We start from the raw sequence: 17,095 nt of genomic DNA, 5'->3' as shown, positions 1-17,095 counted from the left end.
GCGATCGCCTCTCTGAAATAAACTAGCAACCACCGCCTGAAAGCTGATAATTATTGCATCAAGACTCACATTCTCGTTTCGTTACATAATGGCGATAGCGAAACATCGCTTCTAATTGTGCTTGTATCAACCAACCACTGATAAATTCAACTGTTCCGCCACCAGGCATTGAAAAAGAAATTGCATCAGTCAACTTGGTTTTACCAGCATTTTCAGCTTCAAATTCATGTCGATGTACCCAAAACTCAAAAGGTCCAGATATTTGTTCGTCGGTAAACAGGCGATATTTTTCGTATTCAGTATGACGTGCTAGCCAAGTTAAGGGTAATGGCCCAAGAAACAGCCGAAATTCTGTGATAGCACCCACATCCAGCCCTCCATCGCGGCGGACTACTTGGACTGGTTGCCAAGGTGGAGTTAGTAGTTGCAAAATGTCTGGCCTTTCGTGAAATTTCCAAACTACTTCTAGTGGCGCATTGATGACTGAGGAATGTTTAAAGTGCAGCATGGAAAGAAAAACCTAAAACTCAACTTTCAGATTCGGTATCAATCTCGATATCTAGGGTGTCTTCATCAACCCGAACATACAAAATATTTGGATTACAGCAAACTTGACAATCTTCTACATAAGATTGTTGTCCCCCAGCACTCAAATCAATAAAAGTTAAGTTTGGTTCACCGCAATAGGCGCAGTAATACTCAGCTGTGGTTTGCATCAAGTTTTAAAATGTAAATTTTTGGGTATTGGAAAGCCATGGCTTTAGGCAGGCAAAGCTTGACTTGTTCGCTTTTAGCGTTCCCGAAGGGTAGCAACTGGCGTCATTGGGCATTGACTACGGGGTGGTGGGATGAAATTCTCTTTTCATCTCCCCATTGCCCCATCTCCCTCATTTCCCCAGTCCCCTTTTGGCATGAGTCGAAATAACTCTTAGCATCAGCCAAATGCTTTAGTAGTGTAGACTGTGGCAGAGGTCCTTGCAAGTGGCTCCAGGGTAATATTTCCTCTGTTGACCAATCGGCGTGAACATAGAAATCTAAGTCGGGGATTTGTCCTTTGAGCTGTTTAAAAGCGCGTTTGTAGCTACCCAAAGAGTCGCCAAAGTTACGAGTTAGTTGGAGAAGTTGGGAGAGTCTGCGATCGCCCCTGGATAACATAGCCTGAATTATTGACCAATTATAGCTTTCTGGGCGAAATTCTATCCCTTTTGGTTTTAGTTGTTTTTGCAAAAATTGCAACCGTTTTTCAGCTTGACGATTTACTCCCAACCACTGAAAGGGTGTATGTGCTTTAGGTACAAATGTGCTACATCCAAATGTTAGCCGTAACCCTGGTACAGCTTTTTTGATACTATGCATCATTGCCACGGTTTGCTCTAAATCTTCTGCTGATTCGCCAGGAATTCCTGCCATTCCGTAGAGTTTTAAACCTGTGAGTCCACCAGCTTTGGCATTGATAGCTGCTTGGATAATTTCATCGTTATGCAGCTTTTTGTTGACGATTTGCCGGATTTTTTCCGAACCACTTTCTACGGCAATAGTAAGCGATCGCGTGTCTCGTTGCGCCAAAGTTTTTGCTAACTGGACTGTTACGGTGTTGGTTCGTACTGAAGCAATACTCAGACGAACATCATCATACTTGGGCTGACTAATATAATCTAATAACGCTTCAAACTCTGGATGTTGAGTTACTGAAGCCCCTAATAATCCTAAGCGATTTGTAACTTGTAAACCTCTTTCGATAGCTGGAATTAATGATCCTTCCAGACTTGCTGTTCTAAAAGGTAATGTGAGATAACTTGCCAAACAAAAACGACACATTTCTGGACAACTTCTCACCACTTCCACCATGTAAATATTTTCCCAAGCTGCTTTTTCGGTGACTACAGTGGATGCTGATAGAGTATTTCCTCGATAAGTTTGCTTTTGCACCACTGCGGGAATTTCAGAGCAAATTGGTTGAATAGACTTTATTGCACCATCTCTGGTGTGATATTCCACCTCATATAAACTGGGAACATAAATACCTGGTACTTGTGCCAATCTTTGTAATTGAGTTTGTCTAGAACTATTTCTTACTTCTTTGTAAGCTTCAATTAAATTTCCTAGTAAATTTTCGCCATCTCCCAGCAAAATGACATCAAAGAAATCTGCAAAAGGTTCAGGATTAGCAGTGAGAACTGGCCCGCCACCAAAAATTATCGGATGAGAATCATCACGAGAAGCTGCCCAAATAGGAATTTCTAAAGACTCTAACAAATTTAAAATATTTACATAATCCAATTCCCAGGAAATAGAGAATCCGACAATTTCCGGCTTTCTGGGGAGTTGTTCGTGAGTATCAGTAAATAGGCGACTCACCTGCACATCATTACGCATTGCCAAAGTTGCCCAAACTACCTGATAGCCAAGGCTAGTGATACCAACGCTATACTCATTGGGAAAGGCAAAAATCAGGGGAATAGCGTTAGTGTCTGAGGTAGTTGGTGTAAATAAAAGGCGTTCCGAGTCAAATAGAGATGATGTCACAGGCTTTTTTTCTAAGTATTTGCATAAATGTAATTTCTAAATCCCATATACACGAGACAAAAACCAACTCTGTAAGTTTTATTTTAGTCCCAGCAGGCAAATGAGAGTTTGTGTGGCTAGAATTTATTTCTAGTCGCTAGGGCTGCTTTATCTATATTTAATTTTAAGCCATAGAATTATCAAGTTAAAAAATAATGTGATGCCATTAGCAAGAATAATAGGTAATGCTTGGAGATAAATTCCGTAAATTAACCATAAAAAAACACCCGTGATAAATGTAATCAACATCACAAAAGAAATATCTTTTGCTGATTTTGTTTGCCAGGTTTTAAACATCTGTGGGAGAAAGGCGGTCGTAGTTAATGTAGCAGCCGCTAATCCTATAATCATTAACAAATCCATTTATGCAAACCTATAAAATAAACTCTTTATTCCTGAAAAATTTGATAACTAATTTTCATCATCTTGGATGAATGTTTTCGATTTGACATTTTTCTCTAAGCTATTAACTGGAGAAAACGAAAAGGGAAAAGTGTTTAACTTTTCCCCTCTTCTGTAAGTTGTTTTCAGGTTGAATAGAGTTCGGTCTTGTTTACAAATTAGGAAGACCCTTAAACGAGTGCCCATAATTTTAGTTACCTTAGTAGATTTATTCCCCGTATTTACTTATCTTTACATAGTTTAGTTTTTTCGTGCTTACCTACTTAAAATCTGAATTTCATCAAGTTGATTAATCACTACATCTGCACCTTTAACATTATCCGCCTGACCCACCCAGGTGATTCCAATACAACCTGCGGCTTTAGCATCGCGTGCCATTTGCATATCACCAACTGAATCTCCTACCATCAATGTAGCGCTTGGTTCGACTCCTAAGGCTTGACAAGCTTGCAAAAATAGTATGGGGTCTGGTTTACTGGGCCCCTCATCCACTCCCATTTGCAGCTGGATATAATCACCTAATTGGTGATGGGCTACAAACTGTTGTACTTCATCAGTTGTCGCAGCTGAGAGGATACCGAGTTTTATACCAGCTTCGTGTAAATATTTCAATATTTCCAAACTGCCGATAAACATTGGTGAAGGAGTTTGTCCAATGTATTTTTCCGCTTCATCCAAAGCTTGACGAGCGATTTTTAAGCATTCAAACCATCCCCTTCCAGTTTCAGCAATATATGCCGCAGCAGCAACTTCTGTTTCGCGGCGACTCGCCACGGATACTATACCTGCTGGGTCGAGGGTATTGCCATTGACACCAAATGCCATTAATAGCGGTTCCCCAACACCAGGAACTTGAGCGTCTATCAACCTCGCTGCTTTTTGTGCTAGCGATCGCAAATATGTTTCTGAATCTTCTAGAGTTCCGTTTTTATCAAACAAAATTGCTTGAATATTATCAAAAGTGATGTTTCTACATTTAATAATTGCCAAAATATTTCACCCTACTTATTTAGTTATTTATCCTTTAATTAATGACCAATGACCAATAACAAAATACATAAAAAAAGAGGGAAAACCCTCTTTGAATAATGCTTTGATAATCTTAATTAAAGACAGTAAAACTATAAATGTATTACTCTTCAATAACTGCGGGAATTTCTTCTTCCGTTTCTGTCACTGCGGGAATTTCGTCTTCAATTTCCGTAGCTGGTGGAATTTCGTCTTCAATTTCCGTAGCTGGTGGAATTTCGTCTTCAATTTCCGTAGCTGGTGGAACTTCGTCCTCTGCTACAACTTCCATAACTCCAGCAGATGCAGCATTAGTACCTTGCTGCTTAGCTAACAGCTGTTCCCGATACTTAGCAGCCATTTCTTCTGCTTTATCGTAGACCAAATCTCGGTTTTTAATCATATCACCGGGTTCTGGTTCTAACTGCTTGGTAGATAAAGAAATCCGACCTCTTTCGGCATCCAAATCAATGATCATAACTTTCACTTCATCATTGACATTGAACACGCTATGAGGTGTATCAATATGTTCGTGAGAAATTTCAGAAATGTGTAGTAGACCACTGACGCCGCCAATATCAATGAAAGCACCGTAGGGTTTGATACCACGAACTGTACCAATCACTACTTCACCTACTTCTAGGCGGTTCATCTTGCGTTCAACTAACGCCCGACGGTGGGATAGAACTAAGCGGTTGCGTTCTTCGTCTACCTCTAAGAATTTCAGTGGTAACTCTTCGCCTACCAATTCTTCTTTAGGTTTGCGGGTACTGATGTGAGAACCAGGTATAAAACCGCGTAATCCCTCAATTCGTACCAAGGCTCCACCGCGATTGGTTGCAAATACGCCAGAACGTACTGTAGCATCTTCTGCTTGCAATTGCCGCACGCGTTCCCAAGCCCGCATATACTCTATACGGCGGATGGAAAGAGTTAACTGGCCATCTTCATTTTCATCGGTGAGGATAAAAAATTCCCGCGTTTCGTTTGACTGTAAGACTTCTTCCGGGGCATCGACCCGGTTAATAGACATTTCTTGTATGGGTATGTATGCTGCTGTTTTAGCACCAATGTCAATCAGAGCGCCGCGCGGCTCTATACTGAAAACGGTTCCTGGTACAATATCACCAGGGCTAAAATGATAGTCGTATTTATCAAGTAGAGCAGCGAAATCTTCGTGAGTGAATCCAATTTCTGTAGCGGTTAAATTCTGATTGACCATGCTGATTTAGTTCCCGGTTTTAGTCTCCGTAAAGGTTGTGCAATAAGTGCGATGTATATGCAACTGTCTCTAAGCAGTCCGCACTTAACATCCTTTTTCATCCTAGCGCAGAAAAGCTAGTAATAACACATATTAACTCCCAAGATTGGAAATTATATCACAAGATTAAAAGGATTGTGTATTAAAAGATGAGTGTTGAGTGTTAACAAATGGCCAATGACTAATGACAAAGGACAAACACAATAATATCCGTCACTACCATATTCAGTAGTAACGGATACTAAGATTGAATGCGCTTAAATTTTTGGTAATAGCGACTTACTTATCTTTTTTCTCAAAGCGAGGGGGTTCGCGAAATGCGATCGCAAAGAAGAGAACACCTATACACAAAGTAAAAATCAAGATGTATGCAACGCTTTCCATTTTATGAGTTCCTGCTTATCCAGCTATTAATCAGGGGATTAGCGATTGGGGACTGGGTATTAGGGATTGATTATTAAAAAAGTCTTCTTAAATACTTCTTTCCTAGTCCCTAGTCCCCATTTTCCAGTACCTTAGAGGGCTTCGTTCCGGCGGGTTGACTTGTCACCCACTTTCTGGAATAGACCCCATTCGACTTGCTCTTCTAGATCTGCATCAACACCGGCAAATACGTCTCTGTAGATTGTACGAGCGCCATGCCAGAGGTGACCAAAGAAGAACAACAGAGCAAACACAGCGTGTCCAAAGGTAAACCAACCTCTAGGACTGGTGCGGAATACGCCATCAGAGTTCAAGGTTTCCCGGTCAAAGTCAAAAATTTCACCGCCTTGAGCCTTACGAGCATATTTCTTTACATCTGCCGGGTCTGTAAAGGTCTGACCATTGAGGTCACCACCATAGAAACTAGCAGTGACACCAGATTGCTCGAAGCTATACTTAGATTCTGCCCGACGGAAGGGAATGTCAGCGCGAACAACTCCATCGGCGTCGGTTAAGACTACTGGGAAGGTTTCAAAGAAGTTGGGGAGACGACGCACTGTCAATTCCCGTCCTTCGGAATCTTTGAATACAGCATGACCTTGCCAAGACTGAGCAATGCCATCACCCTTGTCCATCGCCCCAGTACGGAATAGACCGCCTTTGGCGGGGCTATTGCCGACATAATCGTAGAAAGCTAGTTTTTCTGGAATCTGCGACCAAGCTTGCTCAAGGGTTGCACCTTGACCAACACTGGTTTGGACGCGACGTTGAATTTCTTGACGGAAGTAGCCTTGATCCCATTGATAGCGGGTAGGGCCAAACAGTTCAATGGGGGTGGTAGCATTACCGTACCACATAGTACCAGCTACTACGAAAGCAGCGAAGAATACTGCTGCGATACTGCTAGAAAGTACTGTTTCAATGTTCCCCATCCGCAGAGCTTTGTAAAGCCTTTCAGGTGGTCGGACTGTTAGGTGGAATAAGCCTGCAATAATACCAACAACACCAGCGGCAATATGGTGAGCCACAACGCCACCAGGGTTATATGGGTTAAAACCATCTGGACCCCATTCTGGGGCTACTGGCTGGATGCTGCCAGTTATGCCATAAGCGTCAGAAACCCACATCCCCGGGCCAAATAGTCCGGTGAGGTGGAAAGCACCAAAGCCAAAACAAAGTAGACCAGATAAGAACAAGTGAATGCCAAACATCTTTGGCAAGTCTAAAGCGGGTTCACCTGAGCGAGGATCTCTAAAGAGTTCCAAATCCCAATAAACCCAGTGCCAAACGGCAGCTAAGAATAACAGACCCGAAAGAACGATGTGAGCCGCAGCAACGCCTTCAAATGACCAGAAGCCAGGATCGCTTCCTGAAGCACCGGTAACACTCCAACCACCCCAAGATTGAGTAACGCCTAAACGTGCTAGGAAGGGCAGCACAAACATTCCTTGACGCCACATCGGATTGAGAACCGGATCGCTAGGGTCAAAAATAGCCAGTTCGTATAGTGCCATCGAACCAGCCCAGCCTGCTACTAAGGCTGTGTGCATTAGGTGTACAGAAATCAGCCGCCCTGGATCGTTCAGAACGACTGTGTGTACTCGGTACCAGGGTAGTCCCATCGACTACGCTCCTCCTCGATGAGTTAGTTTACAAAGCAATTATCTTACTGAGGTTCTGAGAAACGAAAACGCCACTCAGAAAACTCGCTTTTGTTTTTTGTTATTGCCAGAGCCAGACTTTGACCACAACTTAGTCTTATTAAGTCAGACAGCGTGGTGGTTTGGCAATGCTTACTCGCTCCCTTGAGATTTACCCCGTAGGGTAGCCATCGCCAAGCAAAAATGAGAATATTTTAAAAAGTGTAACTATTGATGGAACTGTTTGCAAGCGTGTAAATTATTGCGATCGCGTAGCATGTGTAAGTTTTTTCGCTACCAATCCTGTCGGGGATTAAATTTGCTTATCTTTTCTTTACGAGAAATGGGCAGTGGGCATTGAAAATGTAGGAAGATCGGGTGGTGGAGTGGAATTCTCTCCCTATCTCCCCCTACCCACTTGCCCTGAGAGAAGCCGAAGGGATGCCCAATTTCTACTGAACTACTAACTGGATGTTTTGTAGTTGACACTTGGTCTGAGCTATACCCAGGCGTTCGATGACTTGTTCGGCACTCATCAAACGCTTGAGTACTACTTGACCGATGTTCTGACTGGCGGTTACTGGGGTTGTTGGCTTGACTTCAACGGTTAAAATGGCTTCTTCAACTCGATACAGCCATAGCAATTCGTTTTGTTCTACTAAACAAATATTCATTCGTTGAATATCTGGTTGGCGTCGCCATGCAGTTATTTGCCAGAGTCCGTCAGATGCCCAAACTCTAGCAACTGTCCATCCCTCAGATAGAAAGAAATATTTCACGCTCTTAGTCTCACTATTAGACTTTCAATCTGCTGTTTACGATATCGCGATCGCTTTTTCGCTGATGTATAAAACTAGATTTTTCTGAAAAACCATGCAGCCGTTTCTATGAGAAACCTCTCCACAGGCATGTTTACCCAAGCAGCAACAGGATAAGTTTTAATTTACGTTACTTGGGCTACTGTCAGAGCTTAACAAAGCTATTCCCTAATAACTATGAATTTACGACAAATTTAGTTAATGTTTAAAATCTTAATTAAATAAAAATTTTTTCTTATTTAAGGAGTTGTCGCTAATGATGTAGTTATTTGTCCTTTGTAAACACAAATGAGTAATCATCAAATTTGAAATAAATTCTTTTATACCTGGCTGAAAGTTATATTTATTTGTATGTATATACTTAGTTATAAGCATTGACAAAATTATTTGTAAAAATTAAGGCACAATAGTCACAAATGTAGTAAGATGTCTGACCGCTAATATCTAAAAATTTTATTGCCATGACCTGGTTTTCCTTGACCGTGAAACGCTGGAGTCGAATTATACAATTTATATCTTTGTTCTGTGTATGTTTATTTTTAGTTGTGAGTTGCGCTCCTCGTCCACAGCCAACTACCCTACCATCGGGTTCTCTAAATAGGCTTACAGGTGATGGTCGCATTACTATAGGTACAACAGCGAAGCCGAGAACTCTTGACCCAGCTGATGCTTATGAGTTAGCATCCTTGGGTTTGGTGTTTAATATGAGCGATCGCCTCTACACCTACGAACCAGGAAGCACGCAAATTAAGCCCCAACTCGCCACAGCATTACCGAAAGTCAGCCAAGATGGCTTAACTTACACTATCCCTTTACGCCAAGGAGTAGTTTTTCACGATGGAACTCGCTTCAACGCCCAAGCAATGGCGTTTACTATCCAACGTTTTATTCAAAATAAAGGAAAACCCTCTTTCTTATTAGGCGATATAGTAGATTCGGTAAAAACCACAGGCGAATATGAGTTAAGCATCAAGCTGAAAAAACCCTTTGCAGCGTTTCCCTCACTGCTGGCTTTTCCTGGGGTGTGTGCAGTTTCGCCGAAAGCTTACAAAATTGGTGCGGGTGAATTCAAGCCAAATATTTTTGTGGGAACTGGCCCTTACAAGTTAGCTCAGTATGGCACTGATTCCCTGCGATTTGATGTGTTTGATAAATATTGGGGCGAAAAACCAGCTAATAAGGGCGTAAACGTCCAAATTCAGACTAGTCCAGTTAACTTGTTTAATGCTTTCCGCACAGGTGGAGTGGATGTAGCTTATTTATCCCTACAACCAGACCAAACTCAAAGCTTGGAAGAAGGTGGTAAAAAAGGAGATTGGCAAGCGATCGCTGCTCAGGGTAGCGTAGTAAGTTATCTGGTATTAAATCGGAATCAAAAGCCTTTAGATAAAGCAGAAGTTAGAGCTGCGATCGCCTCAATGGTTGACCGTCCATTAATAAATGAACGAGTATTACTTGGTCAAGCAGATCCGCTTTACAGCATGATTCCCACCACGTTTAATGTTTCTCAACCATTATTTAAAGATAAATATGGCGATGCTAATTTTGATAGAGCCAAACAATTATTAACTACTGCTGGTTTTTCCAAAGAAAATCCGGCAAAAGTTCAAGTTTGGTATCCTTCTAGTTCACCTACTCGGAGTTTGGCAGCACAGACACTTAAATCGCTTGTTGATGCCAAAATGGATGGAATTTTGCAATTTGAAGTCGCCGTTGCTGAAGGCCCTGCTTTCTTTAAAGATATTTCTAGAGGATTATATCCAGCAGCTTTACTCGATTGGTATCCAGACTTTTTAGATCCAGATAATTACGTGCAGCCATTTTTATATTGTGAGAAAGGTTCGGTTGCTAAAGGATGTGAAGATGGAGGCAGTCAAACTCAGGGTTCATTTTACTATAACGAAGCTGTGAATAAGTTAATCGACCAGCAACGTAAAGAACTAAACCCCGAAGCGCGTCAGAAAATTTTTGCCGAAATTCAAAATCAAGTAACCACAGATGTACCTTATGTTCCCCTATGGCAAAACAAAGACTATGTATTTGCCCGAAATGGTGTTAGTAGCGTACAACTTAATCCAATCCAAATTTTGGTTTACCAGACTATTAAAAAATAGTCATTAGTCATTTGTCATTTGTCCTTAGTCATTAGACTTCTTGCATAAATCACAAATAATAACCCCAAAGAACCAAAGCTACACTTTGTCACCCTACCCCTTGGTAAGGGGAGGGGATTAAGGTGTAGGCTGTTAAGGATTGCAAGATATCTATTGAGTATAGGGCATTGGGCATTGAGGATAGAGCATCATTGACAAATGACAAATGACAAATAACAAATAACGAATAACAAATAACTAAAATATGTCTCGCTCTAAAGCTTTACAATATTACATTATTTCCCGGTTGCTGTTAGCGCCACTTCAGCTATTAACTATCATTACTATTGTATTTCTCTTACTCAGAGCAACACCAGGAGATCCAGCAGATGCAATTCTCGGTGGACGTGCGCCAGAAGCAGCTAAAGAAGCATTGCGAAAACAACTTGGTTTAAATCTGCCTTTGTGGCTACAGTACTTAAATTACTTAGGAAATCTGTTGCGGTTTGATTTGGGAAGTTCTTTGTTGAGTCGGGGAGAGAATGTTTGGGACATTATTAGGCAATATTTCCCCGCGACGGTAGAGTTAGCAGTATGTAGTATGGCGGTTGCACTCATCGTCGGAATTTTAGTTGGTACTCTTTCGGCTTCCCGTCCTAGAACATATTTCGATGTTGGTGGGCGGTTATTTGGTATCATTACCTACGCACTCCCGATGTATTGGGCAGGAATGATTTTGCAGTTGATTTTCTCAGTACAACTCGGTTGGTTTCCTAATTCTAACCGCTTTCCGCCCACCCTTCCCACCCCCACACCTGTTACTGGATTGTATACAATCGATAGCTTACTCACTGGAAACTTCAGTCAGTTTTTCACATCTTTGTATTATCTGGCCTTACCAAGTCTGACGCTGGGAATTTTGCTCAGTGGGATTTTTGAGCGAATTGTACGAGTGAATTTAAAGCAAACCTTGCAAGCAGACTATGTAGAAGCCGCTAGAGCCAGAGGTATTAAGGAAAACAAGATTTTAGTTTCCCATGCGTTAAAAAATGCCTTAATTCCAGTAATTACAGTTTTGGGATTAACTTTTGCATCTTTATTGGGTGGAGCGATTTTGACAGAGGTAACGTTTTCTTGGCCTGGGTTAGCTAATCGACTATATCAAGCCATTAGCGATCGCGATTATCCCACAGTCCAGGGAGTATTGGTATTTTTCGGGGCGATCGTTGTCAGTGCCAGCATTTTAATTGATATTTTAAACGCTTATATAGATCCGCGAATTAGATATTAAGCTATTTGATATTTTGTTAAATTTCTTGAGAAATACCACTGGCTAAAATACCAAGAATTTTATTCACATCTGTGAGATAATATTCGCTTAAATCAATGGTCAATGTTTGTTCTTCTAGTTTGAGGAATTGCCAAATGCTGCCCGTTGTGACTGTGCCATAAATTGTTTGAATTTCAGTTGCAGCTTGCTGATTAAAAATTTGGGCTGCTACCATTTCTGCCGCACACTGACCTAAACCCGCATTAATATTTTCTTTTTTAGCTTCTACAAATTAGTGGTGCTGTCAAAATTAGAATTTCTGGGGATTTCGTAATAATAAAATCACAGATGCCATTTAATCCTTTGGCATTATCAACAGTGAAATCTACCCCAGAAAATAAATTAACTTGCTCGCGTAATTGTCGGTGTAAGTCAACTAAAATTGGTGCGATAATTAACTCATAACGTGCTTTTTCACTGTTACTACCTAAAGCGATCACCAGATTATAATTGAGTGTTTCTACAAGTAAATTACTCGCTGCTAATTCAGGAACAGCAGCGAAAATATCGCGTTTTTCTAATGTGGTTAAACTAAACTCTTGTTTGGCTTTAACTAAACTAAAGTCGCTATAAGCCATAAAATTACTACTCGCTTTCGGTTTTAAACAGAAGACTGAAATTACTGTCCCACATCCAAGTCAAAGTAGAAACTATTGTCAACAATTCTGTTGCTACCAACATACTTGATAATGGGTATGCTGACTTGGTGCTGTCCTGGTTCAAGCTTCCAAGTTTTTTGGAAGTTACCAATATTATGACAAGCAGCATAAATCGGGAAGTTACTAGGAGTGAAAAGTCCATTTTTATAACTCTCAACTCCATGTTTAAATAAATATCCTCTGACTTCTACTTTATTGAGTAGAGTTTGAGATGGTATGCAATAATAAACGTTTGATAATCTTAGAGTATCTCTAGATTTGAGAAAGAGCCGATCGCGATTTTTCACTTGCTGAAGTTCGTTGCTATTAACCTGCACTGTAAGATTAGCGACACAGACTTTATCAGCAAGAACTTTGTCACATATTGCAGAGGTGGCGCTGACAAAAGGCGTGGGTTCTGAAGAAGATTTTTTATCCCGCTCAATTAATGCAGGCGCTACTGTAGCTAGTATGGCGCTGGTAGCAGCGATGAGAGCAAGTACAAGCTGTTGTCTAAAAGTTGCCATTTTTCAAACTCCTCAACTTTTTTTGGTATAACACCATCATCACTTGAGACATAAGCTCTATAGGTAGGCGCTAGTAGGGAGTTTGAGTGATTAAATTGTTGTAAGGGAAAGTAGGCAAATGTATGTTTGTAGGGTAAAGTATTACACTACTGACTGATTTTAACTTTGCTCTGCCAGTTCACTTACACCTAATGGACTCACAAAAAGCATTAACATTCATTAATAAGCTAATTGCAAATGATAAGCAAGTCTTAAATGACTTAGAACAAAAGCTCTTTTTAGGGATGTGGGAAGGGAAAGAGTATAGAGAGATTGTTAATGATGGATCTTATAGTGAAGAACATGTGAGAGATGTGGGTGCGAAGTTATGCAAAAAGATTACAAAACATTTAGGAATAACAGTTACAAAAAGAAATTTTAAAAATCCAATAAAACAAGGATATCAAAAGTATTCAGAACAAGCTTCACTTTCCCAAGAACCAATTGTAGAACCAACTAATCCACCACTAAAAGATGAATTACACTCAGCTAATCTATTGCCGCAAAATCATAATCCTTTTATTCCCCAACACGGCAGAATAGAAGACCCACAACAGTTTTTTGGCAGGGAACACGAAATATCACGGGTATTTGAAGTACTTAACAGTAATAGTAGTGTCGCACTCATAGGAGAAGAAGGAATCGGCAAATCATCTTTGTTATGGGTGATTTGCCAACAGGCAAAAAATTATTTACAGTTCCCACGCGAGCCAGTTTTTTTAGATTTAAATAATGGAGTTCATGATGAAGATGAATTCTACTTTGCTTTGTGCGATAAAATTGGTATTCCTGAAAGCAAAGGCTATAGACTAACTCGCAATTTGCAAAAGAAAAAAGTGCTATTAGCTATAGATAATTTAGGAAAGTTAATCGAAAACGGCTTTACTCGCCAAGTTAGGGATCAATTGCGCGGTTTAGCTGAAGGGCGTGATGCTTCTTTGCGGTTGATTTTAGCTGCTAGCGAACCTCTGGACAAGCTATTTAACGACAGTCAGGATAATGGCAAAACATCTCCACTGGCAGGTATTTGCCAAGAAGAACACATTCATCCTTGGGATGAAGGCAATATGCGTGCTTTTATTACCAACCATTTGGCTAATACTTCAGTGAGTTTTACTGAAGACAAAATCATCCAACTCATCCAAGAAAGTGGCGGACATCCTCGTAAACTGATGCAACTGTGTTATCGAACTTATTCACGGTATGTGGAAGGTTTTCAATAAAATATAGTGCTTTACATCTCCTTTGCAAAAGAAGGTAATTTAGGAAATTAGGTTTTTTACAGGTTTTTACACGTAAAGAAGGAGACTGAATAATGACCCAATACCTCGCTGTACCCCGCTTAGACTTAGCACCTAAATTGAGGCGACCTCTGTCACTTTGGAATCCCTTGGATTACATGCGCCTATTACACTGGGTATTTTTCTTTCCCCAAGCTTTACGATGGTATACAGTTTGGTACACACAAAACTTGCCAGAAGAATTTTTTATTCCTAAAAATCTGAATTGGAAAAATGCTTGGGGATTATTGCCTAATAAGATTATTGGTAAATTATTTTTACAAGGTTTAATCTTAGCGATTATTCTAGCATTAGGTCAGGTCTTTATTTTACAAAAAATAGGTTTTACCTTAAATTATTTATATGTATTAGCTGGTATTTCTCTAATATTTATTGGTTATTTCTTCTTGTATCTATTTTACATCTCTAATTATTCTAAATCGGATATAAATGATTATTATTATATATATATAAAATTTTTAAAAAACTGGATAAATTGGGGGCTGCCTTTATTTATCATTTTAAGTATTACTTTTAATCTATTTTATAGTATTAGTTCTTTACCATACAAAGAACAATTTTCAAATATATTAATTATTTTAATTTTCTCAATATTACGATTTATTTGGTTAAGTATATCCATTCAGACAGTTTTTATAGTTTTAGTAGATGTAGCAAATATTGAATCATTTTTCATAACTAGCATATTTTTATTTGTATTTATTACAAATAATTTTATGTTTATTTTTAAAAACATTTCAGTTGAATTTGGATTATTAAAATCTACACTAGTTACTTTATTATCAGGTATTATTTCCATATTAGTTGTATGTTTTATATTCTTACGTCCTGATGACTGGCTTTTAAGTTTATTTAGAAAACAAAATTTATGTAACGATAATAGAGGGCAGCAATTTCCCCATGTAACTCTAATACCTTTTCCCTATCTATCTGAACAATTGAAAATTTGGTTACATTATAATTGGGAGGAAGGAGCAATAAATGCTAAAAAACTTTTTTCTTATACTTTTCAATTTATACCTATAATCAAAGCTCTTAATCAAGTTTTAGCTGAAACAGATTTAGACCAAGTAGTATATCGTGTAGCACAATTAGCCGAACCTCCTTACAATTGGGAATTGATTCGTTGTCTTTGTGGTTATCTATTCCCTCTATGGTATCGATTGGATACTCCCACTGCTGCTACTGCTGCTGGATTTTGGTTTTTATATCAAAAAAATCTTCGTGAGTCTACAAAAGCTTTTATTACTGTACGTTCTCTAAATTATGGGTCAGAGATGTATATTCTTACTCAAACTTTGTTCAACTTTGATAGAGCTAAGAATTTAAATAATATTGCTACTCTTCAAATACCAAATTTTCCAATAGAACGTTTGTTACGCCCGAAGACTTGGAAGGCAATTGCTAGTTTGCGCCGAGTTGCAGAAGATATCAAAGTTATTAGGGATAGTTCCTCGCGTTCTGCCAGAGCCTTTGCCCTCAGCCGTGCTATTGGAGAACTTAAAAGTTTGCGAGATAAATATTATATTTTACCTGAACTTGAACGAGAGCTAATCAACAAAATAGCGATTAATTGGTCAGTAGCCCTAATGGATGTAGCTAGTGAGGTAGGGCAAGTTCGTATTACCCAACGTGTAGTTAATCCCTATGTTGTAGGCGATCCCGTTCAAGGTAATCTCTTCATTGGGCGAGAAGATGTCATCAGACAATTAGAAGAACTCTGGATGATGGGTAATCAAATCCATTCTGTAGTTCTCTACGGTCACAGGCGTATGGGCAAAACTTCCATCCTGGTTAATGCTGTTAACTGTCTAGGCTTACAAATACAGCTAGCTTATGTCAACTTGCTACGTTTGGGAGATAGCCCCCAAGGTGTGGGTGAGGTGCTAATGGCAATTTGTGATGAAATTTCTCAAACTGTAAAACTTCCACCCCCAACTGACGCTGATTTACTAAGTCTCCCTTACCGAACTTTTGAACGCTATTTAAAACAGGTTGAAGCAAAGCTAGATGGTGGGTTAATCATTGCCTTAGACGAGTTTGAGAAAATTGAAGATTTAATTGAAGCGAAAAAAATACCTATCGACTTTATGGGTTTTCTGCGGGGGTTGGTACAAATGAGTTCTAAAATCGCCTTTGCTTTTGCTGGTTTGCACACTTTAGAAGAGATGACAGCAGATTATTTTCAACCTTTCTTTGCCAGTGTCATTCCTATTCATGTTGGCTTTCAAGAACGTGCAGCTACTCGCCAAATTCTCGCTAACCCAGGTAATGAAGACTTCCCCCTCGACTACACCCTAGAAGCTTTAGATGAAATTTCTGCTTTGACACATGGTCAACCATATTTAGTGCAACTCGTGGGTTTTCAGTTAGTACGCCGCTACAACGACTTTGTTTTTGAGCAAGGACGATCGCGTGACCCAGTTTTCACAGTAGAAGACGTGGAAGCAGTTATCAATGACCCTGAGTTTTTCAAGCGGGGACGCTACTACTTTGATGGGGTTTGGGGTCAGGCAGCGCGAGGTGCTGAGGGTCAACAAGCAATTGTACAAGTGCTTGCACCTCACCCAGAAGGGCTAAGTCTGGATGCCTTAGCTCAGTCTACAGGTATGAATGATGCCAATTTACAGGAAGCGCTGAATACTTTGAAACGTCATGATGTTGTTGAGGAAACTCAGGGAAGCTGGCGGATTATGGTAGAACTTTTTCGCCGTTGGGTTTTGCAGCAGTAGAGTACGAGCGATGCCTACGGCTGGCTACGCCTACGCATTTGTCAGGAGGCAGGAGGCAGGAGGTAAAACTATTGCTAACTCTCTTCTTTCACCCTTACCAAGTGTCCTAAAGAGTGTGACTACAGCTATACTTCGGAGTTCGCATTTGTTATTTTGGCGACAGCATTTATTATTTCAGCAACTACAAAAACTATTTCAGCGACAGCATTTGTTATTTTGGCGGTCGCATTTGCTATTTCAGCGACAACAAAAACTATTTTGACGACAGCATTTACTATTTCAGACGACAGCATTTGTTATTTCGGCGACAACATTTAC

General features: G+C 40.0%; 15 protein-coding genes and 1 pseudogene. 4 read left to right on the top strand and 12 right to left on the bottom strand.

All coding sequences use genetic code 11. The features are described 5' to 3' along the window. Positions 1 to 58 precede the first annotated feature (58 nt). The 9 genes from FCR06_RS03630 to FCR06_RS03590 form a co-directional block, all read right to left on the bottom strand. A complete protein-coding gene (locus tag FCR06_RS03630) occupies positions 59 to 508 on the bottom strand; it encodes an SRPBCC family protein (RefSeq protein ID WP_138497480.1) in 450 nt (149 codons plus the stop codon). A 19-nt stretch (positions 509 to 527) separates the two neighbouring features. Then, a complete protein-coding gene (locus tag FCR06_RS03625) occupies positions 528 to 716 on the bottom strand; it encodes a CPXCG motif-containing cysteine-rich protein (protein ID WP_096535781.1) in 189 nt (62 codons plus the stop codon). A gap of 103 nt (positions 717 to 819) precedes the next feature. After that, entirely contained in the window at positions 820 to 2,526 is a 1,707-nt protein-coding gene (locus FCR06_RS03620; RefSeq protein ID WP_138497479.1) for a B12-binding domain-containing radical SAM protein, read from the bottom strand. 147 nt (positions 2,527 to 2,673) lie between these two features. Further along, positions 2,674 to 2,928, bottom strand: coding sequence for a SemiSWEET transporter (locus tag FCR06_RS03615; RefSeq protein ID WP_138497478.1), 255 nt, complete (start codon positions 2,926 to 2,928; stop codon positions 2,674 to 2,676). Positions 2,929 to 3,222: 294 nt separating this feature from the next. Then, positions 3,223 to 3,957, bottom strand: a complete 735-nt coding sequence (locus FCR06_RS03610; protein WP_138497477.1) for an HAD family hydrolase — start codon at positions 3,955 to 3,957, stop codon at positions 3,223 to 3,225. 142 nt (positions 3,958 to 4,099) lie between these two features. Next, a complete protein-coding gene (locus FCR06_RS03605) occupies positions 4,100 to 5,197 on the bottom strand; it encodes a 30S ribosomal protein S1 (protein WP_138497476.1) in 1,098 nt (365 codons plus the stop codon). Between the two features lie 318 nt (positions 5,198 to 5,515). Continuing rightward, positions 5,516 to 5,620: a photosystem II reaction center protein T gene (locus FCR06_RS03600; protein WP_138497475.1), complete on the bottom strand. Its 105-nt coding sequence runs from the start codon at positions 5,618 to 5,620 to the stop codon at positions 5,516 to 5,518. Between the two features lie 131 nt (positions 5,621 to 5,751). Continuing rightward, on the bottom strand, positions 5,752 to 7,281 hold the full coding sequence (gene psbB, locus FCR06_RS03595) for a photosystem II chlorophyll-binding protein CP47 (RefSeq protein ID WP_138497474.1): 1,530 nt from the start codon (positions 7,279 to 7,281) through the stop codon (positions 5,752 to 5,754). Positions 7,282 to 7,751: 470 nt separating this feature from the next. Next, a complete protein-coding gene (locus FCR06_RS03590) occupies positions 7,752 to 8,078 on the bottom strand; it encodes a hypothetical protein (protein WP_138497473.1) in 327 nt (108 codons plus the stop codon). 500 nt (positions 8,079 to 8,578) lie between these two features. Between FCR06_RS03590 and FCR06_RS03585 the strand changes: the two genes are divergently transcribed. Both FCR06_RS03585 and FCR06_RS03580 read left to right on the top strand, forming a co-directional pair. Next, on the top strand, positions 8,579 to 10,231 hold the full coding sequence (locus FCR06_RS03585) for an ABC transporter substrate-binding protein (protein WP_138497472.1): 1,653 nt from the start codon (positions 8,579 to 8,581) through the stop codon (positions 10,229 to 10,231). Positions 10,232 to 10,475: 244 nt separating this feature from the next. Then, positions 10,476 to 11,501: an ABC transporter permease gene (locus FCR06_RS03580; RefSeq protein WP_138497471.1), complete on the top strand. Its 1,026-nt coding sequence runs from the start codon at positions 10,476 to 10,478 to the stop codon at positions 11,499 to 11,501. Between the two features lie 16 nt (positions 11,502 to 11,517). Here the strand turns inward: FCR06_RS03580 and FCR06_RS03575 are convergent. Next, a pseudogene (locus FCR06_RS03575) lies at positions 11,518 to 12,118 on the bottom strand (hypothetical protein). A gap of 41 nt (positions 12,119 to 12,159) precedes the next feature. Then, on the bottom strand, positions 12,160 to 12,705 hold the full coding sequence (locus FCR06_RS03570) for a hypothetical protein (protein WP_138497470.1): 546 nt from the start codon (positions 12,703 to 12,705) through the stop codon (positions 12,160 to 12,162). Between the two features lie 191 nt (positions 12,706 to 12,896). On the opposite strand from FCR06_RS03570, the gene FCR06_RS03565 reads away from it, so the two are divergent. Next, positions 12,897 to 13,967 (top strand): AAA family ATPase, encoded by a 1,071-nt coding sequence (locus FCR06_RS03565; protein ID WP_189523311.1) that lies wholly within the window; start codon positions 12,897 to 12,899, stop codon positions 13,965 to 13,967. Positions 13,968 to 14,059: 92 nt separating this feature from the next. After that, a complete protein-coding gene (locus tag FCR06_RS03560) occupies positions 14,060 to 16,777 on the top strand; it encodes a helix-turn-helix domain-containing protein (protein ID WP_138497469.1) in 2,718 nt (905 codons plus the stop codon). Positions 16,778 to 16,902: 125 nt separating this feature from the next. Here the strand turns inward: FCR06_RS03560 and FCR06_RS32390 are convergent, their stop codons facing one another. Then, a complete protein-coding gene (locus FCR06_RS32390) occupies positions 16,903 to 17,070 on the bottom strand; it encodes a hypothetical protein (protein WP_189523310.1) in 168 nt (55 codons plus the stop codon). Positions 17,071 to 17,095: the final 25 nt, after the last annotated feature.

The sequence above is a fragment of the Nostoc sp. PA-18-2419 genome (assembly GCF_005869855.1).
GTDB lineage: Bacteria > Cyanobacteriota > Cyanobacteriia > Cyanobacteriales > Nostocaceae > Nostoc.
This window is presented reverse-complemented; position numbering and strand designations above follow the sequence as displayed.